Origin of the sequence: Thermogladius sp. (assembly GCF_049970955.1) — an archaeon.
GTDB lineage: Archaea > Thermoproteota > Thermoprotei_A > Sulfolobales > Desulfurococcaceae > Thermogladius.
The window spans coordinates 113,912-137,651 of the sequence record NZ_JBMFLY010000001.1; the positions used below are offsets into that span (position 1 = coordinate 113,912).

General features: G+C 54.6%; 29 protein-coding genes and 2 tRNA genes. 13 read left to right on the forward strand and 18 right to left on the reverse strand.

The window, feature by feature from the left end; genetic code table 11:
* Positions 1-24 precede the first annotated feature (24 nt).
* Complete coding sequence (locus ACP5VX_RS00750) at positions 25-1,302, forward strand: hypothetical protein (protein ID WP_428723978.1); 1,278 nt, start codon at positions 25-27, stop codon at positions 1,300-1,302.
* A 22-nt stretch (positions 1,303-1,324) separates the two neighbouring features.
* Positions 1,325-1,408: transfer RNA gene (locus tag ACP5VX_RS00755), tRNA-Ser, on the forward strand.
* 152 nt (positions 1,409-1,560) lie between these two features.
* On the opposite strand, the gene ACP5VX_RS00760 is transcribed toward ACP5VX_RS00755, so the two are convergent.
* The 3 genes from ACP5VX_RS00760 to ACP5VX_RS00770 all read right to left on the reverse strand — a co-directional run bounded on the left by ACP5VX_RS00760 (position 1,561) and on the right by ACP5VX_RS00770 (position 3,355).
* Positions 1,561-2,589 (reverse strand): molybdopterin-binding protein, encoded by a 1,029-nt coding sequence (locus tag ACP5VX_RS00760; RefSeq protein ID WP_428723979.1) that lies wholly within the window; start codon positions 2,587-2,589, stop codon positions 1,561-1,563.
* A gap of 86 nt (positions 2,590-2,675) precedes the next feature.
* Entirely contained in the window at positions 2,676-3,017 is a 342-nt protein-coding gene (locus tag ACP5VX_RS00765; RefSeq protein ID WP_428723980.1) for a carboxymuconolactone decarboxylase family protein, read from the reverse strand.
* A 59-nt stretch (positions 3,018-3,076) separates the two neighbouring features.
* On the reverse strand, positions 3,077-3,355 hold the full coding sequence (locus ACP5VX_RS00770; protein ID WP_428723981.1) for an ATP cone domain-containing protein: 279 nt from the start codon (positions 3,353-3,355) through the stop codon (positions 3,077-3,079).
* Positions 3,356-3,528: 173 nt separating this feature from the next.
* On the opposite strand from ACP5VX_RS00770, the gene ACP5VX_RS00775 reads away from it, so the two are divergent.
* Both ACP5VX_RS00775 and ACP5VX_RS00780 read left to right on the forward strand, forming a co-directional pair.
* Positions 3,529-4,476 carry an NAD-dependent epimerase/dehydratase family protein gene (locus tag ACP5VX_RS00775; RefSeq protein ID WP_428723982.1) on the forward strand — a complete coding sequence of 316 codons (948 nt, stop codon included), beginning with the start codon at positions 3,529-3,531 and terminating at the stop codon, positions 4,474-4,476.
* Between the two features lie 81 nt (positions 4,477-4,557).
* A complete protein-coding gene (locus tag ACP5VX_RS00780; protein ID WP_428723983.1) occupies positions 4,558-5,745 on the forward strand; it encodes a glycine C-acetyltransferase in 1,188 nt (395 codons plus the stop codon).
* A 3-nt stretch (positions 5,746-5,748) separates the two neighbouring features.
* On the opposite strand, the gene ACP5VX_RS00785 is transcribed toward ACP5VX_RS00780, so the two are convergent.
* From ACP5VX_RS00785 to ACP5VX_RS00855, 15 genes are all read right to left on the reverse strand, one after another.
* On the reverse strand, positions 5,749-6,279 hold the full coding sequence (locus ACP5VX_RS00785; RefSeq protein ID WP_428723984.1) for a DUF1616 domain-containing protein: 531 nt from the start codon (positions 6,277-6,279) through the stop codon (positions 5,749-5,751).
* Positions 6,276-6,758, reverse strand: coding sequence for a DUF1616 domain-containing protein (locus ACP5VX_RS00790; RefSeq protein ID WP_428723985.1), 483 nt, complete (start codon positions 6,756-6,758; stop codon positions 6,276-6,278). The genes ACP5VX_RS00785 and ACP5VX_RS00790 overlap by 4 nt, the downstream gene beginning before the upstream one ends.
* Positions 6,755-8,491: a DUF58 domain-containing protein gene (locus ACP5VX_RS00795; RefSeq protein WP_428723986.1), complete on the reverse strand. Its 1,737-nt coding sequence runs from the start codon at positions 8,489-8,491 to the stop codon at positions 6,755-6,757. Before ACP5VX_RS00795 ends, ACP5VX_RS00790 begins: the two co-directional genes overlap by 4 nt.
* On the reverse strand, positions 8,472-9,317 hold the full coding sequence (locus ACP5VX_RS00800; RefSeq protein WP_428723987.1) for a hypothetical protein: 846 nt from the start codon (positions 9,315-9,317) through the stop codon (positions 8,472-8,474). The genes ACP5VX_RS00795 and ACP5VX_RS00800 overlap by 20 nt, the downstream gene beginning before the upstream one ends.
* Entirely contained in the window at positions 9,304-11,022 is a 1,719-nt protein-coding gene (locus tag ACP5VX_RS00805) for a hypothetical protein (RefSeq protein ID WP_428723988.1), read from the reverse strand. Before ACP5VX_RS00805 ends, ACP5VX_RS00800 begins: the two co-directional genes overlap by 14 nt.
* Positions 11,019-11,270 (reverse strand): hypothetical protein, encoded by a 252-nt coding sequence (locus ACP5VX_RS00810; RefSeq protein ID WP_428723989.1) that lies wholly within the window; start codon positions 11,268-11,270, stop codon positions 11,019-11,021. Before ACP5VX_RS00810 ends, ACP5VX_RS00805 begins: the two co-directional genes overlap by 4 nt.
* A 1-nt stretch (position 11,271) precedes the next feature.
* Complete coding sequence (locus tag ACP5VX_RS00815) at positions 11,272-11,931, reverse strand: hypothetical protein (protein ID WP_428723990.1); 660 nt, start codon at positions 11,929-11,931, stop codon at positions 11,272-11,274.
* Positions 11,928-12,575: a hypothetical protein gene (locus ACP5VX_RS00820; protein ID WP_428723991.1), complete on the reverse strand. Its 648-nt coding sequence runs from the start codon at positions 12,573-12,575 to the stop codon at positions 11,928-11,930. Before ACP5VX_RS00820 ends, ACP5VX_RS00815 begins: the two co-directional genes overlap by 4 nt.
* 10 nt (positions 12,576-12,585) lie before the next feature.
* Positions 12,586-13,560, reverse strand: a complete 975-nt coding sequence (locus ACP5VX_RS00825; protein ID WP_428724026.1) for an AAA family ATPase — start codon at positions 13,558-13,560, stop codon at positions 12,586-12,588.
* A gap of 32 nt (positions 13,561-13,592) precedes the next feature.
* Entirely contained in the window at positions 13,593-14,039 is a 447-nt protein-coding gene (locus ACP5VX_RS00830; protein ID WP_428723992.1) for a hypothetical protein, read from the reverse strand.
* Positions 14,040-14,063: 24 nt separating this feature from the next.
* Positions 14,064-14,729: an ABC transporter ATP-binding protein gene (locus ACP5VX_RS00835; RefSeq protein ID WP_428723993.1), complete on the reverse strand. Its 666-nt coding sequence runs from the start codon at positions 14,727-14,729 to the stop codon at positions 14,064-14,066.
* Positions 14,730-14,755: 26 nt separating this feature from the next.
* On the reverse strand, positions 14,756-16,261 hold the full coding sequence (locus ACP5VX_RS00840; RefSeq protein ID WP_428723994.1) for a hypothetical protein: 1,506 nt from the start codon (positions 16,259-16,261) through the stop codon (positions 14,756-14,758).
* A complete protein-coding gene (locus ACP5VX_RS00845) occupies positions 16,245-17,378 on the reverse strand; it encodes a hypothetical protein (protein ID WP_428723995.1) in 1,134 nt (377 codons plus the stop codon). Before ACP5VX_RS00845 ends, ACP5VX_RS00840 begins: the two co-directional genes overlap by 17 nt.
* Complete coding sequence (locus tag ACP5VX_RS00850; RefSeq protein WP_428723996.1) at positions 17,375-18,235, reverse strand: hypothetical protein; 861 nt, start codon at positions 18,233-18,235, stop codon at positions 17,375-17,377. Before ACP5VX_RS00850 ends, ACP5VX_RS00845 begins: the two co-directional genes overlap by 4 nt.
* A gap of 19 nt (positions 18,236-18,254) precedes the next feature.
* Positions 18,255-18,352, reverse strand: a tRNA-Leu gene (locus tag ACP5VX_RS00855).
* 151 nt (positions 18,353-18,503) lie between these two features.
* Between ACP5VX_RS00855 and ACP5VX_RS00860 the strand changes: the two genes are divergently transcribed.
* The 9 genes from ACP5VX_RS00860 (at position 18,504) to ACP5VX_RS00900 (ending at position 23,738) form a co-directional block, all read left to right on the forward strand.
* Entirely contained in the window at positions 18,504-19,025 is a 522-nt protein-coding gene (locus ACP5VX_RS00860) for a 50S ribosomal protein L16 (RefSeq protein ID WP_428723997.1), read from the forward strand.
* A gap of 45 nt (positions 19,026-19,070) precedes the next feature.
* Positions 19,071-20,081, forward strand: coding sequence for a diphthamide biosynthesis enzyme Dph2 (dph2, locus tag ACP5VX_RS00865; protein WP_428723998.1), 1,011 nt, complete (start codon positions 19,071-19,073; stop codon positions 20,079-20,081).
* A complete protein-coding gene (locus ACP5VX_RS00870; protein ID WP_428723999.1) occupies positions 20,056-20,715 on the forward strand; it encodes an METTL5 family protein in 660 nt (219 codons plus the stop codon). The genes dph2 and ACP5VX_RS00870 overlap by 26 nt, the downstream gene beginning before the upstream one ends.
* On the forward strand, positions 20,712-21,278 hold the full coding sequence (locus ACP5VX_RS00875) for an exosome complex RNA-binding protein Csl4 (RefSeq protein ID WP_428724000.1): 567 nt from the start codon (positions 20,712-20,714) through the stop codon (positions 21,276-21,278). The genes ACP5VX_RS00870 and ACP5VX_RS00875 overlap by 4 nt, the downstream gene beginning before the upstream one ends.
* Positions 21,278-21,898: a DUF2067 family protein gene (locus ACP5VX_RS00880; RefSeq protein WP_428724001.1), complete on the forward strand. Its 621-nt coding sequence runs from the start codon at positions 21,278-21,280 to the stop codon at positions 21,896-21,898. Before ACP5VX_RS00875 ends, ACP5VX_RS00880 begins: the two co-directional genes overlap by 1 nt.
* A gap of 26 nt (positions 21,899-21,924) precedes the next feature.
* Positions 21,925-22,200, forward strand: a complete 276-nt coding sequence (locus ACP5VX_RS00885) for an RpoL/Rpb11 RNA polymerase subunit family protein (RefSeq protein ID WP_428724002.1) — start codon at positions 21,925-21,927, stop codon at positions 22,198-22,200.
* Between the two features lie 82 nt (positions 22,201-22,282).
* Positions 22,283-22,585 (forward strand): hypothetical protein, encoded by a 303-nt coding sequence (locus ACP5VX_RS00890; protein ID WP_428724003.1) that lies wholly within the window; start codon positions 22,283-22,285, stop codon positions 22,583-22,585.
* The gene (locus ACP5VX_RS00895; RefSeq protein WP_428724004.1) at positions 22,585-22,896 is read left to right on the forward strand and encodes a transcription factor S; all 312 of its coding nucleotides are present in this window, start codon (positions 22,585-22,587) and stop codon (positions 22,894-22,896) included. The genes ACP5VX_RS00890 and ACP5VX_RS00895 overlap by 1 nt, the downstream gene beginning before the upstream one ends.
* A 92-nt stretch (positions 22,897-22,988) precedes the next feature.
* Positions 22,989-23,738, forward strand: a complete 750-nt coding sequence (locus tag ACP5VX_RS00900) for a DNA polymerase sliding clamp (RefSeq protein ID WP_428724005.1) — start codon at positions 22,989-22,991, stop codon at positions 23,736-23,738.
* Positions 23,739-23,740 lie beyond the last annotated feature (2 nt).

The window sequence follows — 23,740 nt, forward strand, 5'->3', positions numbered from 1 at the left end:
GAGTCAGCCTCCGGTGACGCTCGTTTGAGGGAGAGAGTAGTAGTGTTGCTGGTGGCTCTATTCGCGGGGTTGGCGGCCTTTATTATACACATGCCCCCTGAAGTATCGGTCGCCTTGTTCGGGAGACAGCTTATACAGGCACCTTTCTACGACGACTTTTACCAGTCAGTCTACAACGGGGTCTACGCGAGTTCGTGTTCTGGAGGCGAGAACTGGATTAACGCGCAGGTAATGCGTGCTGTTTGCGAGGGGGTACCCGTGTTCCCCGTACCTTACTCGGACTACAAGTTAAACCAGCCGCCTCTCTACGCTCTGATAGCAAGCTCCATGATCTACCTGTCAAACGCTGTAGGGTATAAGCCCGGGACCCCCCAGGCGGGCGCCTTCTTCTACATTCTTCAGTCCGCCATAGAGGCGTCTTTTCTCGTCGCCGCAGCGCTGGTATACCACGGGTTCACAGTCGAGCTTAACGCGCCTATTCAGAGGAGGGCGTTCTCGTTCTTTTTTCCGTCTATGGTAGCGTACTCCGTGTACTCCCTCGACACCGTATCCCTCTTCTTGCTGGCTTCCTCGCTCTACTTCGCCTCGCGGGGTCGCCTTACATATTCAGCGCTCGCGCTAGCCGTGGGCTCCTCGGTGAACGCGTTTCTCTTCATACCGCTCTCCTTGCTTCTCTATCTCAACGCGGTCGGTGGCGTAAAGCTGAGCTACCCACCTATTGTAGCCGGGTTCACACCCTATATAGTGCTAGGGGTGTTAACGCCCTCGGGCCTAGTGGCCTACTTTACTTACCTGGTAGACAATAGCCTGAACAACGGGCTAGCGGTGATATTCAACTACTTCGCGGGTAGGGACGGTTACGGGTACTGGGTCGGGCTCTACATGACTGCTCTGTTCGTCTTGTTAGCCCTCTCTGGGGCAGTGGAGGAGGGGGGTCTGAGCACTTACATAGCGTCGTTTACAGCCCTTGCTGTAGTGCTAAACCCCTCCCTACCGCCTCAGTCTCTTTTGTTCCTAACGCCCCTACTCTACGTGTTCACGCTAGGTACTAACGAGCTACTCCTATTGTACACAGCCGACTTTCTCAACACCATGATAATACCGATGTGGTTTAAGGACTCTACACTGAGATACTACGCAAACCTCTATCTGGGCCTTAACCTGCCAGTCTACGACCAGCCGTGGAGTCTCGACTCGCCTGTCCAGTGGGTTGTCCAGGCTAGGAACGTAGTACTACTCGCGCTCTCTCTGGGTGTATTCCCCGAGCGTATTAAGCGCGTGATTAAAGTTAATAAAAGCTAGAGTAGATAAACCTATAACGCCTGCCGGGGTCGCCTAGCCTGGTAGGGCGCCGGCCTGCTAAGCCGGTGGGGGAAACCCCGCGCGGGTTCAAATCCCGCCCCCGGCGCCTCTTTTTATTCCGGGGCTCGCCGCTCGGCATGTCGCGTTATGGACTAACCGAGTCGGTGGGGGCAACGAGAATCGCTGCGAGGTCGGTAGCAAGCGCGACTTGCACGTTAACCTGCTCGATACCGCGCGAGTCTCTGTCGTAAGGCTTTGTCAATGCCGTATACGTTTTTTCATTTTCTCGAGGTAGTAGTCCGTTAACCCTCCCTCGCCAAGTCTAACAATGTGTTCTCTAGGCACTCTCGTCTTGGACGAGACCCACGGGAGTATTACGTCTAGGAAGTTGAGGTCCGGGAAGTGTATTATACCGCTCGAGACGCCTATGATGGCCTTGTCCCCCTTGTAAGCGACCATGCTCATTGTGGTCGGCTTCATGGGGATACCGTAGGCTACTACCGTGTCAGCAACCATTCTTATCGCGACCGGCGTCCTATCAGTTGGGTCGACGCTCATGCCCCCCACTGCTATGACCGCGTCGGAGTCCTCGAGCAACTCCTCTATTTTATGCGCGATCTCCTTCTCGTCATCCCTGGCATAGAGAACTCTACCAGGACTACAGTTGTACTCGGCGAGCTTCTTTATGATGATCCCGCTGGCAGTGTCTCTCTTGAGGCCCTCCACGATTTCGGTGCCCACGACGAGGATCCCAACTCTGGGTCTCGCGCTCGGTATCAGGGCTAGAACCGGGTTGTGGGGCTTGGTCTTGTTCAACAGGTCTTCTAGGACCGCTCTAGGCACCTTCAGTGGCACAACGTCAACGACCGCCACCACGTCCCCTCTCCGCACAAAAACGCCGTTTCTCCGCGTTATCACAACCAATAACCCGCTTTCGTTAACAACTCTCAGCCCCTCGGAGTTGACAATAAACAGCCCGTCTTCGCCGGCTCTTACAAGGGCTTTACCCTCTTCTGAAGCCTCTACTACGAGATTTCCACTCGTAATACTACTCGCCAGGGAGACCGCGGCATCCGTCTCGAAGACCTCTTCAGTAGACTCTTCCTCGCCCTCTAGCACGTAGACGTAGTAGTGCCCGTTAGCCTTCATTACCTCAACGTCCCTTGCCTCTAGGACCTCGCCCCTTCTCTTCAGAGCACCTTTCTGGTCGGGTGTTACGATCGTGTAGTCCATTGCCAGTCTCTTCCCTACAGCGTCTTCTACTCGCAGGAGTTTCAAGGTCTCCACCTGTGGGAGTTTCCATGTCTAATAAGTAATTGTGTGTATTAAATGTGTAGTGAAGATGGGATGTTAATGGGTTGATGGACGAAAAACTATTTATAGAGCTGTTTAGCGTACTCGTACGCTTTTAGACTGTACATTAGTGCGGGGCCGCCGCCCATGCAAACGGCAACTTTGATCACGTCGTAGACCTCCTCAATAGTGGCACCAGCTTTATACGCCTCGTACAGGTGCCACTGGATACAGGGCTCGCACCTTATCGCGATGGCTATACCCAGAGAGACGAGCTCCTTGGTTTTCTTGTCTAGAGCCCTCGCGGACTCCGCCTCCTCAACGTAGTGAAGGAAGTCCTTAAGCTCGGGGGCCTTGCTGAGAAGTTCGAAAAGGACTCGTTTAATCTCTTCGAGGCTCTTTATTAAGGACGCCTCCTCCAAGACTATACCCTCGCATCTCTAATCTGCGGGAAAGTTAAAAAAAGTTAAACCAGCCTAAGTCAGACCTCGGGCTTCCTCCTCTTAACGGCTTTGTCGAAGATGATCCAGTTCCTATACCACTCCTCGTTCTCCCTCTTCAAAAGGTCCAGGACCATCTTCATCAGGTCTTTGCTAGAGATCTCCGTTACGTTTTGCTCGAGGAGTTTTCCCTCGACAATTTTGGCGATCTTTCGAGCAACGTCTACCGGTGCTCCTGTTTTGATAATGCTGACCACGATCTTCTCCGGTATGAACTCTTCCTTGCTCCCGTCTCTCTTTATCACAAAGATACCGCTCACACCTAACACCCCCTGTTTGATATAAGCGGTGTAAATATATATCCTTTATGCACGTATGTACAGGGTCTTTTGCCTACGGGGGTCTAGTACATAGCCGTCTCCCATAAAAGGCACTCTTGAACAGGGGGAAAGTCTTATTCTCATGTGTGCCTTAAAGCAAAATGTGGTCATCCATGATAGTCCTCGTCACGGGCTCTACCGGGCAAATAGGGTCTGAGCTGGTGCCGGCTCTAAGGGAAGTTTACGGCAAGGACAGAGTGATCGCGTCCGGTAGGAACGTGGCCAAGCTGAGAGAGATAGGCGAGCCGTACGTCGAGCTCGACGTGCTGAGACGGGACGAGATAGCCAGAGTCGTCAAAGAGTACAAGGTTAACGTGATAGTCCACCTAGCTGCGGTGTTGTCGGCTAGAGGGGAGCAGGACCCCGCTCTCGCCTGGGACGTCAACACCAACGGGACGCTTAACGTTTTCGAAGTAGCGAGGGAGAACAGGCTCGACATGGTCGTAGTGCCCAGTAGTATTGCTGTTTACGGGCCCGAGACGCCTGACAACCCTGGTGACATAACGGTGATGAGACCGAAGACGATTTACGGGATCAGCAAAGTAATCACGGAGCTCCTAGGCGAGTACTACTACTTGAAGTACGGCCTCGACGTAAGGGGGCCTAGGCTACCGGGCGTCATAAGCTGGAAGACCCCGCCTGGAGGCGGTACGACCGACTACGCTGTCGAGGCATTCTACGAGGCTGTTAAGAGGGGGGAGTACACGTTCTGGGTTAGACCCGACACTAGGCTGCCCATGATCTACATGCCGGACGCTATAAGGGCGTTCACGATGTTGATGAAGGCCGATAACGCTGACCTCACGGTCAGGTTCTACAACGTCCAGGGCATGAGCTTCACAGCCAAGGAGCTGGCTGACACTATAGCCAAGTATATACCCGGCTTCAAGGCGGACTTCAAGCCAGACCCGCTGAGGCAGAGAATAGCAGACTCGTGGCCCAAGAGCATCGACGACAGCAGGGCTAGAAGGGACTGGGGCTGGAGACCGATGTGGGACCTCGAGTCCATGGCTAGAGACATGATAGAGAACCTGAAGAAGTCCCTAGGGGGAAAGGGCTAGAGGACCCTTAAACCGTTTATTTATGTCTAATACATTTATATCCGAACCAGCGATCTATACATATATGGCGTGGTGTTGAACGTGGGGAAACTAGACTGGATTAAGGAGGAGCTGGAGAACCTGAAGAAGCAGGGCCTCTACGTCACAATACGCAAGCTACAGACAGCGCAGGGCCCATGGGTCGTCGTGAACGGTAAGAGAGTCTTGAACATGTGTAGCAACAATTACCTGGGCCTCGCGGCTCACCCGAGGATTAAAGAGGCTGCGATCAAGGCTATACTAGAATACGGTGTCGGCGCTGGGGCTGTGAGGACTATAGCAGGGACTATGGAGCTACACGAGATACTCGAAGAGAAACTAGCCAGGTTTAAGAGGAGGGAGGCGGCAGTGGTCTTTCAGAGCGGTTACAACGCTAACTTGGGCGCTCTCAGCGCTTTGGGGTGGGGTAGAAAGGACCTCGTCTTCATCAGCGAGGAGCTGAATCACGCGAGCATAATCGACGCCATACGCCTCGCAGGGGCGCCGAAGGTGATATACAAGCACGTGGACGTGGAGGACCTCAAGAAGAAGCTCGAGGAGGTCAAGGACTACAAGATCAAAGTGATCGTAACCGATGGGGTCTTCTCGATGGACGGGGACCTCGCCCCTCTCCCGGAGATCGTCGAGCTAGCCGAGCAGTACAACGCTATTGTCTACGTCGACGACGCACACGGCGAGGGCGTCCTGGGCGACCATGGTAGGGGGATAGTCGACTACTACAAACTGCACGGTAGAGTCGACTTCGAAATGGGTACCCTGAGTAAAGCCTTCGGCGTTATAGGGGGGTATGTAGCCGGGGACAGAGAGGCGATCGAGTTCATAAAGCAAAGGGGCAGACCCTTCCTGTTCTCTAGCGCAATGAACCCGCCCGACGTAGCAGCAGCGATAGCGGCTGTCGAGATACTAGAAGAGAGCGACGAGTTGATCAGGAAGTTGTGGGAGAATACATACATACTGCAGAAAGGTCTTAGGGACGCCGGCTTCGACCTAGGCAACACCAGACACCCGATAACACCCGTGATGCTCTACGACGAGAAACTAACGCAGGAGTTCTCGAGGAGGCTGTTCGACGAGTACAACATATTCGCTCAGGCTATCGTATACCCTACGGTGCCGAAGGGCAAAGCTAGGATCAGGCTCGAGCCTTCAGCGGCGCACAAGCCGGAGGACATGAAGTACGTCGTAGACTCTTTCACAGAGCTGGCTAGGAAGATCGGTTTCTTCAAGTAGTTTTTAACTCTCGTAGACGACCTCCACTATCTCGGAGTACTTCCTGTATAGTCCTAGTAGGCTTAGTGCGGTAGTGAGTATTGCGAGCGATGTTAGTACAGGTGCGAGTCTTATCCCAAACGGGGTGTAGTTTAAGACGAGCCCTACTAAGGGGACTATCGCTAGGCTTAACCCTATGGATAGAGCGAGCTCTTCGATCGGGCTCAACTCCCCGCTTTGATACAGCGCTCTTATCAGCGAGTACCCTGGTAAGAATAGGACAAAAAGCGAGCCGAACAAGTATCTAGCGGGTGTTAAAATGGGGCTTGTACTCGATACGGCAACCAGCAGGAGTGTCACTGCCTCGACCGATATCACCGTCCAGAACCAGAGTGAGTAGTCGAGTCTCACGACAACTTCTAGGAATGAGCGAGGAGGATGCGGGTCTCTTAGCTCAATGTCGCCTCTCGCCCACTCCTTGTAAGCCTCCAAGATACTGCTTATCTTAGCCCCCTTCTTGGCAACATAGTCCTCGAGAGTTTCCTTGCCGCTCAAAACACGACACCCGTCACGTTCAGTCTTAGGAAGACGTACTCGCCCATGTAAACCCACGAGCTGTTATCGGGAGAGTAAACGTACAGTTCTAAAACCAGCGTCTGGTTCACCATAGGGTACGTGAAGGTCACGTTAAAAGGTATTGTCGCGTTCTCGTAGTTGCCGAGGAGCGTGTAGAGACTAAGCAGAGGAGGCTTGGGTAAAGGAGTGGTGTTCGAGGGTACCTCTCCGTCTCCCACCTTCACGTCTACTCTGAATAAGGCCGTGTAGCCGAGATGGTTGTAGACGAAGACGTTGAGAGAAACAACCTGCCCTACTCTCACGTTATTGGGGTAGTCCCCTATCTTACCCTCCTCATTCAGCAGCCCTATCGCCGCAAAGTTTTCCGAGGGTCTGGGTAGAGAGACGGCTATGCCGGCAACTGACAGGACTATGGATATAGCCAGTATGACCGCGAACACTTCGTCGTCCAAGATCACAGCGCACCAACCTTTAAACCGGTTCTCGGCAATCCCAGCTCTACGACTTCTGGCAATCTGTAGGCTGTTAAACCGTGCGACTCAAGTATAAACCTCAGGAAGTCGTATTTCAACATCGTGGGCGTGCCGTTTATTATTATGTAGGGTGTTTTAGTATCCCCCACAAGCCTCTTGAACTCCTCGTATATCCTACTCGACTCTACTCTGTGTAGCTCCCGCAAGAATACTACCAAAAACGGTTCCTCTAGCGTCATCATCTTGTCTGCCACCATTTTGTAACTGCTGTTTACCGGGCTGAAATCCCAGTTCAAGCTCAGTTCCTCACTTCTAAGCACACTAATCAGGCCAGCAAGAGACTCGAGAGGAGAGCCTGATATAAAGTACTCCCTCAGCGAGGGTGTACGCAGGTAGATGTAGAGACTCTCTTTCACGTCTTTCACATACCAGACCAAGCTGAGGGTGGTCAGAACGAGGCTGTCGAGCTCCTCGTAGTTCGAGGCCACCCAGTCAGCCACTATGAGCAGACCCCCGGACCCCCCAGCCACCCCTCCCCCATCTCCTCTAGAGAACTCTTTGACTACGAGTTTGCCCTTACTAGCGCTCTTCTTCCAGTGTATCCTCCTAGGCGGGTCGCCTGGGATGTAGTCTCTACAACCGATGTATTCCCCGTAGAACCCGGAAAACAGTCTCCGCATCAAAATGTACACTCTGCGGGCCAATCTCCACCTAGCGTAGTAATCCCTGGCGTCCCCAGCCGTGATAGCCTCCCCACTCCACTCTCCTAATTCTCCGCGGAGGGGAAAACCTGAACCCGCATACCCTGCGCCCGCTTCTCCTGGTGCTAGTTGAGAGCCCGTCCCAACCTGTCCAGCTGTCAGACTCCTACCTACGCCAGCACCAGTAGCGCCCCCTAGCGGAACCCCGGGCTCGGTGTGTAAGGCCCTCTCGCGCACGAGTATGAGAGGTGAAGGGGTCTCTCTCAACGCCCTCCTGAGATAAGCTAGCGCCCTCTCGGAAACTACTCTAAACTTTGGGACGACTTTGAACTTCACCTTAACGGCCGGCTTCTCAATACAGGCGAAACCGCTGCTGTCACAGAACCTGGCCTTCACGAGCATGTTAACCAAGCCTATCCTAGTAGCCCTGGCCACGTACTCGTATTCAATAGGCCCGCTCGCTAACCCCCTTCTAACGAAGTTGTCCCCGACGCGTATCTCGTACCAGGCGCTCTCCCCTATCTCAGCCCTCACCCTAATGCGTGCTTCTCCGCCGAGTTCCACTACTTTCCGGTCGGCTTCAGCAATAACGTCAATCTTACTTAGCTTGAACTGGACCAGGCCTAGTCTAAAGGCAGCCGTACTTAGTGCGGAGAACGCCGAGACTATGTTTATGGGCGTCAGTATGTAGATAGGTGTAAAAATCCCCGTGAAGACGGATATCTCGGTAAAACCGCTCCGCGCGCTGCCGGGAGAGGACTTGTAGGCGAGTACGCTTACGGCCGACGACACAGCTTTGGCTAGCAGGCACAGGGGGTCCAAGCTCAGGCAGAGAAGACTCGACGTAAAGGTTGTGAAGCTCGTGTAAGCAGGGTCAACCATTGTAGCGGACGCCAGTACTAGAGCTACCAACGATCTGACGAAGTCCCTCTCAACCAATAGCACCAATAGAAACACGGTGAGCTGAGCTGAAACGGCGACGTAAACGGTTAGAGCCTTAAAACTTCTGCCTGACAACAAGTACTCCTCCGGCTAGTAATGTCCCTAATAGAAAAACTAGGATAAAACTGTTGTAACCCCTAGTGGAGGCGGCGAGCCTTAGGTGCTCCAGCAGGTCTCTACTCTGGGCGGTCTGGTCGATCACAACCTCTCTACCGCCTCTAATTTCGTCTAGAAAGTCCTTGTTAAGGCTGAACAGGTTGTTGACGAAAATATTGCTGGACGGTATTATAAACACAGTACCGTTGAGGTACCTGAACGCGACGCCTACGCAGAAGCTGTCCATCGGTTCGCCAGGGTCGTAAAAACCGTTACCGTTCAGGTCTATGTACGAGAAGGGTGAGGAGTACAAAATACACTCTCCACCCGGTCCCCAGCTTTCGATGGGGCGAGGTTTTTCAAGAACGACACTCACGTTTAGCGGCCTGGAGAAGACCACGGGTTCGAACCTAGTGCCGTGCTTGGAAACCTCGTCTAGCAGTGTCCCATTGTATACCGTGATGGTCAGGTTGAGGGGGCTCAGAAACCCCTCTGCGGTGTTGTCGACCCACATGACGACAGAGCCCCCTTTAGCGAGGTAGTCGGCGACGTACTTCAAGCCGTTACTGTCCAACGAGCTAGCAGATGTAAGCACTAGTATAGTATTCTTCGGGTCGAGCCTCTCGAGCTCGCTATACCTCAGGATTATCGCGGCGTTGTACTCCGAGTAGAGCATCGAGAGCCCATCCTCGCCGGTGTTTACCACCGACTCGGGCATGTTCGAGGGTGCTACAACGAGCACGCTAAGGGAGGTGAGAAGCAAGAACGCGGTCATGACAAACAATAGCGGGCTAGGCCTCGGCACTTCTAATCTCCCTCACAACCGACTCGGCTTCCTCCCTCTTGGGCTTGTCCCGCGAGTAGAGCTCCCTCTCCACCAACAGGAGTAGCCTCCATAGCAGGCTCTTAATAGCGGTGTTAATCCTTAGGCTGGCAAAGTGCTCCCTAAGCGTCTCCTGCGCCTCGGGCTTTCTGAATCCCAACTCCATTAAAAGCCTGTAGTACAGGCCGGCTACTGGCAGGTGTGTACTTAGGTAGTCTCTAAACCGAGAGACACCCCTCAGTAGACTTCTCCCCCCACCTCTTGAACCAACACGTTTCAACGCCAAGTACACCCCCTTCTCGTGGACTGCGAGAAGTGGGAGCACAAAAGTGACAGCCAAGCCGATGGACAGGAGCGTCAGCGGGTTTATGTACAGTACCGATACACGGTGTACCGTTGGTTGGTAGACGGAGCCCTCTGCTGGGTATACCTCTATCACGGCCTCTACACGGTCAAACAGCCCCAACCCACCGTTTAAGTAAGTTATTCCCTCATTGGAGACCTCTCTTTCACCGCTACTAGTGACAACGACTATTCTGGAAGCGTTCCCCAACGCTCTCACAAGCACGGGTATCGCGTTTGAGAGGCCCACGTATACTGTGGGCGCCTCCACGACAACGGGGATCTCGGGTCTCTCGACTAGTAGCGGTATCGAGACTGTGCCGCCCAGGTACCTGAAACCGGGCTCCAGCCTCAATTCCAGGTAGTGTGTTCCGGGGGTGGCGTTCTCGGGGATTCTAAAAGTGACAACAACACCCTCCTCCCTCAAATAGCCCTCGAAGACCACGTCTCGATCCAGTAGGATGGAGGCAAAACACCCCTCGGCGGGGACTATGCTGGCCGAAACGAGCTCCCCAGGCCGCACAACCCTGGGTACGTTGACTGTTAGGTTGTTGGTGTAGAGGTCCAGTGTTAGGAGTGAAAGGGCCGACGAATTAGTAGGGTCCCGTATAACGACATGAGCGACCACAACGTACCTCCCGGCGGTCAACACCCCGCTCAGTTTGCTTGCCGGGGGGATACTTACATCGATCTTATTGACGCCCGTCGAAACGAGGATCTCTTCGGAGACCAGAGTTGCGAGCCCTGGGAGTACAGCCAAGACTATGGACCCGTTAAAGACGCCCTCTTCTAGGACAACGATCTTAAACGACACGGTGTCCCCTGGAGCAAGGGTCTGCGAGCTCGGGTACACCTTGATAGAGCTACTTGAGCTGGACGTGGCCAAGTATACCATCGTCTGGTTCAGTAGGCTGTCGACCCTGTCCAGCAGCGTATAGACCTTCTCCGAGTAGAGCGAAGCCGAGCTCTTGTCTAAGCTACACGCTGTGAGGGTTTTAAGGTACGATTCGACGTCTGTTCTCAGCCTCTTCGATAAATCCGCGATATGTTCTAGGGTGGCGGCGACGCTGCTCTCGTTGAATACCGAGTTGAGGACATCGTGTAGGTCGGCGAGGTCCTCCACGACCCTTCCGTGTAGCTGGCTTACTGGCGGTGGTAAAACAGCCTTAGAATACAGGTCTAGTAGGCCCGCCGAATTATTACCGCTCAAGGAGGCTTCCATAACTTTGTACAGCGAGGCGATGAGGGCTTGGCAGTCAAGGCCGGTTTCTTCGGCGCGGTCTAAGCTTAGGAGGGGGAGCGAGAGGACAAGAGCGAGTAAAACGGCCAAGGCGAGCTTTGTCAAGGCGCTAAGACCTCGTAGACCCTGTACGATACCAGGACTATGAATAGCGTTATTAAGATCCCGTGTAGAACCCCTACAACCCTCCTGTTCTCAAAACTAGGCCTGTTCATGGCGTACGATATGTAGAACGAGAGGATGTTGAGTACAACGTACACGTCCCACCGTGTCTCGCCTAAAAACAGAACCCAGCCATTCAAGACCAGGGTTAAGACTATATACAGGCGCACGAACCTGTCCAGCTCGCTCACACTACCCCACCCTTAAGAACACCTCGGCATTACCGCCCGCGAGACTAACCCTCTCAAGGCAGACAACCCGGTCTTTAAGCCTACCCACGGCTGCGAGCACGTACCCTACGAGAGGGTTGTAGGGGTATTTTAGTAGATCAGCGAACTCGGGCGGTAGATTGAAGAGAACTACTCTCACGGAGCCCTCTTCCTCGGATAAGGCTATGTTATTACAGAGCCCTCTGTTAGAGCACAGGGCACTGCGCAGGTCCGCGGTGCTCAGCTTATCGTAGTCGGCTAAAACACTAGATATAGGGAAGGCTATGTATGGTGTATCGGCGTAGCCTACACCAGGTTTGTGAATAGCGAGTGGAGCGCTCTTCGAGAAAACGACGTACTCCTCCCCGCCCGATCCCCTCATGTAGCAAGGTCTCACACCTAACATGTCGGCGTCTTGTAGTATACTCGTGATAGCCACGGTCGACGCCAGAGAGTACTCTTTGAGAGATAGAAGCAGGCTCTCGCTCGTAGAAGCCGAGGTGAAGATCAGGACTACACCTATAACAGCTGTCGAGGCACCCATACCTATGATAGGCTGGCTACCCGTTACGACACCGTACGCGATCAGTATAGAAGCGATAACGACTATGTTCAAGCCGGCTACCATGTAGCGCAGTATCAAACCAGCCCACCCAGGTAGTAAACGACGGGTTTAATTATGGTGTCAAATACCACGATGACATCTGCCCTCTCCGAGCTATCGAGAGCAAGATTTTTCGCCATGTAGACGATATACGAATACGCCAAGTATAAGAGGTTCACGCTCAGGACCGGGCTAAGGTAAAGGGGGATAAAGTAGATCGAGACCAAGACGGCGCTGTCTAAACTAGCCGGTTTTAGTAGCCTGGCCGAAAACAAGACATCGTATACAGCAACCACGGACACGCCCAACGGGTTCTTGATGCCCAGGATTACGCCTACCGTAGTTGACAAAAGTAGGGGCGGTAGGATATACGGCCTGTAGAGAGACTGGTACTTATCCACACCTGTGGAAGAGTAGAGCCCCAGAATTAGAACGGCAAGACACGCTAGATCAAGTAGCCACAGAGGCGTGTTGAGCGATGTGATGAGCGCTTTTACGGTCAAAGGTACGTAAATGAGTAACGGCTGTAAGTCTAGACTCCCCCCTCTGCTTAGTGAAAAGTAATAGGCCTCTAATACAGCCGCGAACGAGCCTAGTGCTACAACTAGCGATAGTAGGCCGGGGGCGAAATACTCAAGGATCGAGGTTGTAGCTAGTAGTGTGACTACTAGTATATCGAGCATTTCGAGCGACCTACTTTGGGACGGGGACTCTATTTAGAGCCTCTTCGACAAGGCTCTTCGGGGTTACACCCTCGACCTCGAACTCCTCCCTGATCTTGACCCGGTGCGCTAAGACGGGGACCGCGAGGGCCTTCACGTCATCGGGTATAACGTAGTCCCGCCCCTCCATGAAGGCGAGGGTCCTGGACACCCTGTACAACCAGACGCTGGCTCTATGGCTAGGCCCGTAAAGCACGGCTCGGGAGCTCCTCAAGTAGCTCACTAGATCAACTATGTACTTCTTGACGTTCTCCTCCACGTGCACCCAGTGAGCGATCAACTCGGAGATCTTAGTCACGTCGGACGGGGTGAGCACCTGCTCGACTGGAGGCTGTAACACGTAGTCCGACCTCGAGACTATTTCGAGCTCTTCCTCGGGCGGGTTGTAGAGCGAGGGCAGGCTAGTAGCAAACCTGTCGATCAGCGTCTCGATCACGCCGTAAGCCCCGCTCGCGTACTCCTGGGGGATCATTGTCGCGATCACCATGAAAGGCCTGGGCAGAGAGTAGGTGACCCCATCGACCGTGACCTGGTATTCCTGCATCGCCTCTATGAGTGCGGCTTGAGACCTGGACGGCACTCTGTTAAGCTCGTCGAGCAGTAGAATATTAGAGAAGACAGGCCCTCTCACAAAGCTCGATGAACCGTCCGGCCTATACACGTGGAAGCCCGTTATATCAGAGGGCAGCGTATCGGGGTGTCCCTGGACCCTCCTGTAAGTCCCACCTATGACTCTGGCCAGCGTCTTTGCTAGAAGGGTTTTACCGGTGCCGGGTAAGCCCTCGATCAGCAGGTGGCCGCTACTCAGAAGCGTTGCCATGCTCAGCTTTACTAAATCCTCCTTCCCGACGTAGACCTTCTTGATCTCGCCTAGGGCCTGTTTGACCATCTCGCGGGCGTGGTCTATATCGAACGACAAGCCTGAATCCCTAGCGAGCCGCTTCATCAATAATTTCACGTTGTTAATATAAGCCTTAACTACCTCTTGTACCTCCTGCGGACTAACCACTTCTTCCTAGTCTTGAACCACAGGTAGGCCCAGGCACGCGGTAGCAGGAAGTACACAGCTATAGGTATGGACGCGAAGCCGACTACTGTGCCGGCTAGCGTAATGTAGCGCCAGGTTACGAAACTGGAATACGAGCTCTCAAGGGACGACAGCTCCTCTCTGGCCAGGGTGAGGTTGCCTTCAACCCACGCCGCCTCTTCGGGGGTCAGGTTGCCTTTGTTTATGAGCGACAAGGCGTTGTTCACGTACTCCTCCACCATACTGGTGTTCATGCCCGCTTGGCTTAGGCTCTTCAACTTAGTAGCTATCTCCTCTACCTGGGCGAGGTAGTCAGGCGACGCAGCCCAAACGACCTCAGCCGCTAAAACGAGGATTGCGAGAACGGCGACTACCGGCCTGACCATAGAGCTCCTCATCTCGCCGTCGGGGTCTAAACATCCCTAGACCTTTGTTAGAGTCCCGTTGGTTAAAAGGTATTCCTCGTCCCCCGTGAAGCTCTTGATGTTTATCTCCGTAGTGGTGATTACGAAGGAGACGCCGAGCCTGTCCCTAAGCTCTCTTATAGTGTTGAACAGGTTTTCTACACCCTTATCGTCAACGTAGGCGAAGGGCTCGTCCGCGACGACGAGCCTGGGCTTGGTCACCAGGCTCCTAGCCAAGGCGACAACCTGCTTCTCGCCGCCGCTCAACGTCTCCACTCTTCTCTCAAGCATGTGCGGTATTCCGAGCAGCTCGCTTACTTCCCTGACGGCCAGCTCTCTGTCTCCCTTTTTCAAGCCCCTAATAACGGCCGGCAACTCTATGTTCTCCCTCACCGTCAGGTTGGGTAGCAGGTCTATTGTCTGAGGGATGTAGGATATGGTTCCCGATACGAGCCTAGACCTCGCGGCAGTGTCGAGTCTCCACGCGTCTACGCCGTTTATCAGTACCCTACCCTCGTCAGGCCTTAGTAGTAGGACCATGAGCTTTAGTAGGGTCGTCTTACCGGCCCCGCTCCTACCCCTTATCACGACGATCCTCGAGGGCCCTACTTGTAGGTCGACGTTCTCGAGTACAGCCCTTCCGTTAATGGTCTTTCTGACCCTTTCCAGCCTAACGAGCTCCACTAGGCTGACCCTACCCCGCTACACTGCTACACCAATAAGAGGAAACCGTTGCCGTTGTTTAAAACGGTACCGTTGGCCCTACTCGGGTCCACACTCACTTTTACAACCCGGCCGGCGGACACGAGTGCCCCGTTCGTCGCCATGTACCTGTACAGGAGTCTCAGGGCCTCTGATCCGCACGGGATCTGTGCCGTCTCAACCCCGTAGAAACCACTCAGCATCATGCCCTGCTTCACGTCGCTACACACCTTCAACCCTGTAAGTTTTTCCTTGAGTAGGAGCCCCGTGTAGACCTCGCTCTCCCTGTACACCCAGTACCACCCGAGGGGGGCCGCTACCCCGGTGAAGGTCAGGACGTAGACGAGGACTGACGTTGCGAGGAAGAGGGCGGACGCAAGAACAGCACGCCTCCTACGGTGCCCGTTGATGGTTAACGGGGCTAGAACTACGATGAACCCGGCCACTCTGTAGATTATGGACTCGTAGCCGGGGATCTCCTCCCCGACAAAGAACGCGATCAGGCCCGCTATAGCGGTGAACCACGCGAGAGAAGAGAGCGTTGTCCTGTCCCTCGACACAGCGTTAATGACCACGATGAGTAGAGCCGTTAGAACGAGGAGCACTGTCAGAGCGAGACTCACCGTGTCTAGAGAGTAAACGACCTCTGCGACCAGGCCCGATAAAGCGACCCCTGTAACAAGGGATAGCAGAGCCGCGGCCTCTAACAAACGCTCCTTCACCTTGACTACGAAGACCCCTATTGCTAGCCCGACCAGGCTGAAAACGACGACGTAGGAGACCAAGCTGAGAGCAAGCCAACCCGTTACAACCGAGAGCGTCGAGAACCTCCCTAGCGTAAGGTACTGCAGGGATTGCGACGCGAGTAGCGGGACAGAGGAGACGACAACCCTACGAAACTCCACCGCCCAGTAGGGTAGCGGCTTATATAGCCTGACTACGTGGGCTAAGAACGACGAGAACAGGATGACGGCGGCGATTAGAGAAGTAAGGTGGTGGGTGAACGGAAGCGCCAGCGCGGAGACCACGGGTATGACCGGGCCTAGATTCGCTCTGCCGACGAGGGAGTAGACCATCATTAAGAGGAGGACGTAGGCGTACCCCTCTTTTGTATAGGCGGCCGTCATCATCAGGACGTTGAAGGCCGCCCCTATCACTATCGCGGCCATAGCGCCCTCCAAGCCCCTCCTAAACGAGTAGACAATTGTTATGATCGACGCCGAGATAAAGCTCGTTATCGTGACTACGGAGAGCAACAGGCCGGCCCCCGTCACCTCGCTGAAGATAGCGAGCTCAAACGATGTTACTGGCCAGTAGTTGTTGTAGCCGTCGAAAACGCTGGAGTAAAGGCTAATAGGCGAATACTGGCTCAACACCTGCGAGTTCCTTAGAATACCCCACACGTCGGTCGAGAAAAAAGTACTGCTGGTAATGTAGAGTGCGAGCCTTGCTAGGAGCGGGATTGAGACGGCCAATAGTAGAAGCAGAACACCGCCGTTAGGCCTCTTCTCCAATATCGCCGACACCCCTCAACACAATAAACGACTGAACCACCACGAGGCCCAGGGTGTACAGCAACGCGTCGTCGGGTTGCAGGTCGAGGCTGATACTGTGGAACAGCACCTGGAAGCGCAATAGCCCGTGGAGAAGCCAGGTAAGCAAGACCCCGAGAGCATACCCCGACACGAACAAAGCTATTAGGGAGGCTGCGGCCATCGACCTCACCCTCCTCGTATCAAGCACCACCTCGAGAAGCGTGTGCAGGACTTTCCTTTTCGTCTTCAAGTAGTATGACGAGGTCTCGACCAGTACGGCCGTCGAGAGTATCAAGGAGCCAGCTATCCCGAGAAGACTCGCCTCCCTACTCAAGTTGACTACGTCGCCGAAACCCTTGATCGACACGACTCCTTTGAACCCCCCTCTCTGCGACTCGAACAGGGAGACGAGCCAGCTCGGTATGCTTACCTTGAGCCCGTAACCCACGCTGGTGTTGCCCGCGACGGCCTCCAATAGCCTGGTCGCCTGCTCGTCTAGGCTACTACACGTCAAGACGCTGTACTCGCCTACACCTACACCTCTTAGAAGCCTGGCTATGTCAAGGCTCGTCAAGACCTCGTCGTCAAGTAGCGTCCCTGTCTCGAAAACGCCGGATACCTCGACTGCTACAGCTTTGTTGTTCAAAACCCCCCTCAGTAGGAGTAGTTCTCCTGGAGAGACGCCCATCTTGCTCGAGACCCGGGCGCCAACCATAACGTTGAACCCGTCTACTCTCAGCTCTCCGACAACCTTGCCTGCGCCAATTACCTGTTGGGCCTTGCCTGGTGGTACACCCCGGACTACCACGGGCTTCGCGTCGTTGATCAGCGCAGGGGCTAAGACGACAGGGACACACTTCCCGCCAGTACTGTTGACTACGTAGTCTGCTAAGCGACTCGGTAGTAGACCGGTCACCACGAAGCTGTTCCTGTTATAGACCAGTAGGTCACTGCCCCCTCTAGCGACCTCTAGTGGCGCTAGTACAATGTCCCCCGCTATGCTTATGGCGACCATGCTGAAAGAGACGACGACTGCTAGTACCGCTGCCGAAGCGAAGTAGTCTTTGTCGAAGAAGAGTTTCAATAAGACGTTCACTCGTACACCCTCCTCGTCACCCTCCTGGCTATGAACGTGTGGGGTAGTAGAGCGATGGCTGCTATCAAGGCGTAAGAGCGCGCGAAGCCGACTAAGTTTATGTACGGACTTACAACGATCGGGGCCTTCAGGAGGTATTTTGCTACAACGGTGAGAGTACGCGACAGAACTATAGAGAGACTAAAACCGAGGAGTGCACCGGTCACGGCCGTGACCGCGATCGAGAGGAGAAGACCGGCGGCTACGGACCCTCTCCCGCCTCCCAGCTCCCTAATCACTAGTGCAGTGCTCGCTAAGTCGTCCTCTCTTTTCAAGCCGAGTAAGAGGGAGCCAAGGAGCAGTACGGCTAGAGCAAAGTAGACGAGGGCTTCTCCCACGTTCTCGAACTCGCGCACTACACTAGAGGAAGCTATCGACAGTGGGTGCAGGCTCTCGTCGCACCCCGAGGCAGGTTTCAACGCCGGCGCCTCTTCAGGGAATGAGCCCGTGATGACGACGCTGGTTTTCACCGGGCCGATCTTGACCTCGGCTTGGAGGCGGGTGGGCGGCTCGCTTCCGTACTGGAGTAGTTTTAACAGCCCCGTAGAAGCCAGCATCTCGACGCCTCCACGGGGCCCCTCGGCTACGGAGGGGCAGTAGACTACTAGGGGGATCTCGCTCTCGTTCGCGAGTAGCACGCCAACGCTAGCCGGTTGCGCCGGCGGGGCGTTCACTATAGAGCTCAGACCGCTGACGATGACTACGACGGGTGTGAAGAACAGCTGTATCATAAAAATTATGCTAGACACGAGCGCTGTAAACAGAAGGAGTTCGCCGAGGCAACACCTCGTGAAAGCCACTATTGGGGGCGTCTTCATCGGTTCTCCTCCAGCTTAGTGCGGGGGGTGGGATTTGAACCCACGCAGGCCTACACCAGCGGATCTCCCCTGGGCTACTTGAGTCCGCCCCCTTTGGCCTGGCTCGGGCACCCCCGCACCGTAGATATAAATAGGTGTACAAGGGGTTTTAACCTAGACTTTGCCGACTCCAACCGCGCGTGGCCTGTGTAGGCCGTCTAGTCGGGGTTTGCGGACTAAGCTTTATTAATCTAGTTAAGTCTCCCGTATACTCTAGGGTGCTACTTAAATGCCTCTGAGACCGGCGAGGTGCTACACGCACTTCAGCGGGCCGCCGTACACTAGGAAGGAGTACATACCAGGCGTCCCCCAGCCCAAGATAACGAAGTTCGAGATGGGGAACCCGAAAGGCGATTACCAGTACGTGCTGAAGCTGGTGGCGGTGGAGGCCGGGCAGATCAGGCACAACGCTCTCGAGGCCGCGCGTGTTATGATCAACAAGAGAATGAGCGTCGTGGCGGGTGACGTCAACTACTACCTGAAAGTGAAGAAGTACCCCCACCACGTTATCAGGGAGAACAAGATGATGGCGTTTGCCGGTGCTGACAGGTTGCAGGACGGTATGAGGCTGTCCTTTGGCAAACCCATCGGATTGGCCGCTAGGGTAAGCCCCGGCGACGTGATCGTGGAGCTCTACGTGAAGAAGGAGCACTTGGACGAAGCCAAGAAGTCTATGAAGATAGCGGCGTCTAAGCTACCTCTGCCGACAAGGGTGGTCGTAGAGCCTCTCCAGGCGGCTGTTGGGCAGTAACAGCTACGCTGTCAAGAGCCGTTTTCAGTCCGCAAGGTTAGTACCTTGAAATGCGACACCTACATTGTTGAGGAGAGCCTATTAGTAGAGGAGCTATCTTCGATACCTGTCCCGAGGCCCCGGGTTCTCTTACAGGCCCCCGACGGACTAAAGAAGCTGTACGACTGTCTAGGGGGCCTCCTAAGGAAGGTAAGGGACGTCGAGGTCTACTACTCGGCGTCGCCCTCGTTCGGTGCTTGCGACATCCCGCTAGAAGAGGTAGCCCTCCTGAGGCCCGACTTAGTAGTCCACATCGGGCACGCCGAGTACCCCCTCGCCGAGGTCGAGCCCCCCTTGAGGGTCGTGTACGTCCCCGTCTACTACGACGTGACACCCCGCGCCGAGTCCTTGCTGGAGATAGAGGGTTCCCTGAGTTCTAGGTCTTGGAGGAGGGTGGCCGTGGTCAGCCCTTTAACGGAGCGCCTTGTGGCTAAGAGGGTCGCAGATTACCTGTCCAGCAGGGGCTTCGACGTTAGAGAGGCCGAGGATAGACCTATACTCGGGTGCGACTACCGCTCTGTAATATCACTGGCAGGCTCGGTGGACGGGTTCCTACTAGTCTCAGGGGGGCTCTTCCACGCGTTGGGTGCGGCCCTATATACCGACAACTTGCTGGCCTACGACCCCTACAGGGAGAAGGTCTGGGATCCATCAGTAGAAGCACGCAAGTTGATCAGGGAGAGGATTTACACGGTAGTCAAACTCCGCAACCAGGCCTTGAGGAGAGCAGTAGTGGTCGCCGGCGCGAGGCCGGGACAGTTCAGGCCTAGTGTACTAAATATGGTCGCCAAGTTGTTGGAGAAGATTGGGGTCGAGTACGTCGTTACGACCGTCTCCTACCTAACCTTGGACAGGCTCCTCACAATAGACGAGACGTTCAGGCCCGACTTCATAGTCGTCACGAGCTGTCCTAGGCTCCCCCTCGACGACTTCCACGACTTCCACAAGCCGGTCCTCACACCAGGAGAGCTCGCCATGCTCGTTTGGGGGGTTGAAAAGTACGTCTTTCCGTGGTAGTTTAGACAAGAAGGGCCTCGAGATAGCCCTCTCCCAACTACCTCGTTACCCACATCCAAGGAGAGAGCTTGAGCAGTACGAGACGTCGCCGGACGTCGCTGCGGCTGTTCTCTGGGACGCGTACATGATGGGGGATATTGAGGACTCCGTCGTCCTGGAGCTGGGGTGTGGTACTGGCAGGTTCGTGTTTGGGGCGCTGATGCTGGGGGCCAGGCTCGGTATATGTCTTGACATAGACGAGGGGGTGCTGGAATACGCGAGGGAGATTCACTGCCGCCACAGCCGGCAGCTCTGTAGGAGGGTCGTCTACATGGTCGCCGACGCCCTCTACAACCCTGTCGTAAGCGTTGACACGGTCTTGATGAACCCGCCTTTCGGCGTGTACGAGAGCAACCGGGGGCTTGACATGGGCTTCCTGAGCTCGGCACTAGACGTCGCGAGCAGCGTCTACTCGATCCACAAGTACACGGAGAAGGCCGTTGAGCTGGTTAGGGCGCATGCTGCTGAAAAGGGTTTCGGAGTCGTTAAAATAGGCTTTCTTGAATTAAAAATACCAATGATGTTCGAGACCCACCGTAGGAGGGTGCACAGGTTCAAGGCGTTCTACGTCGTGCTAAGGAGGGGTCTGGGTTGAGTAGCGACAAGGTCACACCGGGCGATGTCTTGGGGGTCCTAGAGGAGTTCATAGCGGGTAGCGGCGTGTACGAGGATGCTAGTGGGAGGCTCAGGAGCAGCATCGTGGGCGTGGTTTTCGCGGATAAGTTGAGGAAGTCCGTGAGCGTAAAACCCGCTGTCTCCAAGACTCTCGTACCACGCGTAGGCGACATAGTAGAGGGTGTAGTAGTACACATGAACGACGACCTAGCATTTGTGCGAATTTACTGGATCGAAGACAAAAGGTCTGTAAAGCCTGTAAGTATGACTGGAGTCATACACGTCTCCCAGGCCAGCCAAACATACGTGGAGACCATGTTCGACATTGTCAGGGTCAGCGACGTGGTCAAAGCCAAGGTGATAGGTGGGAAAGGGATTTTCCAGCTATCCATCAAGGAGCCGCAGCTGGGCGTGGTGTACGCGAGGTGTAACTACTGCGGAGGCGAGCTAGTGTACGAGGGCGGCAGGCTGGTCTGCAGCGTGTGCGGGCAGGTTAACAAGAGGAAGGTGAGCACGAACTACATACTCGTGAAGGTGCAGTGATGCCTCTCGTCAAAAGAGTTTTTAGAGTGAGGTGTATCAGCGAGCCCTGCGAGAAGATAGCTGAGAGGATAAGCGAGCACGTAGCTCTTGTAGGCGAATACACTATAACAATCCACGACAACTGGATATCGATAGAGTTCCGCGGATACGAGTCGGAGATCAAGAGGGCGTGGGCCAGGATCAAGAGCCTGTTAGCCGGGTTACCCAAGGCTGGTAGAGGGGGGTTCTCCTTCGAGCTTAATACCTTGTTTAGGGACCTAGGCTCGACCTTCCCGCCCCGTGTTTTAGTAGAGGTGTTGAAGAGGAAGGGGTTCACGGCCGCTCTAGACAAGGACAGCAATCGGGTAATAACTAACGCGGGCAAAGAGGTGGTCTACGAGCTGTCCAAGAGGATAATAGAACTAGCCAAGAGAATGCCCGGCAACGTGAGAGGGCTGTCGACAAAGTACTACCTGTTAACTATAGGCGCTCTAACAGGGGCCCCTCTGGAGGAGATCATGGAGAGAGCTCTCGCGTTCTCGCACCTGAGGAGGGATGAAGAGGGGTCTATCGTCTTGAATATCGAGTGGGTCCAGGGTGTAGATGAATTTTTAAAAAAGGTAAAGCATAGTACTGGCTAGCCAGCGAGCGACCGGTGGTTTCATCGATGGAAGTGAGAATTCTCAAGAGGGAGGGAAACGAGCTGGTGATAGAGATCCAGGGAGAGGACCACACAATTGGAAACCTGCTAGCAAAAGAGGCTCTCCTAGATCCGAGAGTGGAGTACAGCGCGTACAGGATTCCGCACCCGCTCCAAGAGAGAATGGAGTTAACGATAATCACGAAGCAGGGCGAAGACCCCCTCAAGGTCCTCGTAGAGATAATAGACAAGCTAGTCGGCGACATAAGAGCTTTCAGGAGCCTGGTAGAGGAGAAGCTATGAAGAGGGAGTCGAGGGTACTAGCTGTAGCGTTACTCGACGACATCATATTACTGGCAGTCTACAGGGGAAATTTTTAGAAGAGATGAAAATAGTCCAGGCCCTCGATAGGCTGTTCAGCCTGCGAGAAGCCGTTGGAAGCTTATCCACTTTCAACGAGCTGTCGATAGTGGTGAACTGCGAAGGCTCGAAGTACGACCACGCCTGGCTGGGGTTGAGGGTTGTAGAGGGCTCCCAGTACCTACTGTTAAGGGAGAAGTACTGTAGTTTTATAAGACTCGCCTCCGGTCTTGTCAAGTATATAAGTATGGGTGGTGTAGAGGCTCTAGAGTCGGTTGTCTGCGGCGAGACGCCATGCCACGGTTTTGCCCTCGTTGCGGGGGTCTAATGAAGCCTGTGAATGAGGGCGGGACATACTACCTAGTGTGCTCTAGGTGTGGTTACAAGGTCAAGGCTACAGAGCGAGACCTGGCCCTCTACGGGTTGAAGGTGAAAATCGAGCACTCGGAGAAGGAGAAGACGCTCGTGCTGAAAGACAGCAGCGAGGCTAACCTGCCTATAACCAGGGAGGTGACTTGCCCGAAGTGCGGTTACCACGAGGCGTACTACTGGTTCGTCCAGACGAGAGCTGCCGACGAGCCTCCGACTAGGTTTTACAAGTGCAGGAGATGCGGGCACGTCTGGAGGGAGTACGAGTAGACGGCTGGGCGGGTTGCTGGATGCTCCTACTGGGCCCCCAAGGTTTAATTCCTCTGGAGCCTAACTAGTTGCATAGAGCAGGTGGTCACTGCTTGAGGCTCAAGTTCTCGAACGCGGCGGTATGGAAGTACGTAGTTTCTTCTATTGCCAAGATCATCGAGGAGGGCGTCTTCAAGGCCGACGCCAGCGGTCTAAGAATGAGGGCTCTAGACTCGTCTAATACCGCCCTAATAGACCTAGTAATCCCAAAGGAGTCGTTCGCCGAGTACGAGGTCGGCGGGGAGGAGAGGTTCGGCGTCAACTTCGAGGACTTCTCTAAAATACTCAAACTAGCCTCGAAGGGGGACGAGCTCGTACTGGAGACTTTCGAAGGCGGTAGGCTGGGCGTGACGTTCCACGGTCACGGGACGAGGACGTTCATCTTACCCAATATCGAGGTGTCGACCGTCGAGGAAATATCTGAGATAGAGCTCGAGTTCCCGGTAACCGCTAGAATCCAGCCGGCCATCTTTGCGGACGTGTTGAAAGAGCTGGAGGTCATCGGCGACGTGGTCACGCTGGAGTCCGAGGCGGGCTCTAGCAAGCTGGTACTCTCCTCGTCTAGCGACGTAGCCGAGGCAAAGATCGAGCTATCGCTCGAAGACGGGTCCCTTCTCGAGTACACCGCCAGCGCTGACGCAAAAGCGAGCTACAGCATAGAGTACTTGGTAGAGATCTCGAGGATCTCGCCGGTAGCAGAGGGCCTTACTCTCAGTTACGGGTCTAACATACCCATGAGACTCGTGTTCGACATCTCGCAGGGCGGAAGGCTAACGTTCTATGTATCGCCGCGAGTCGAATAAGC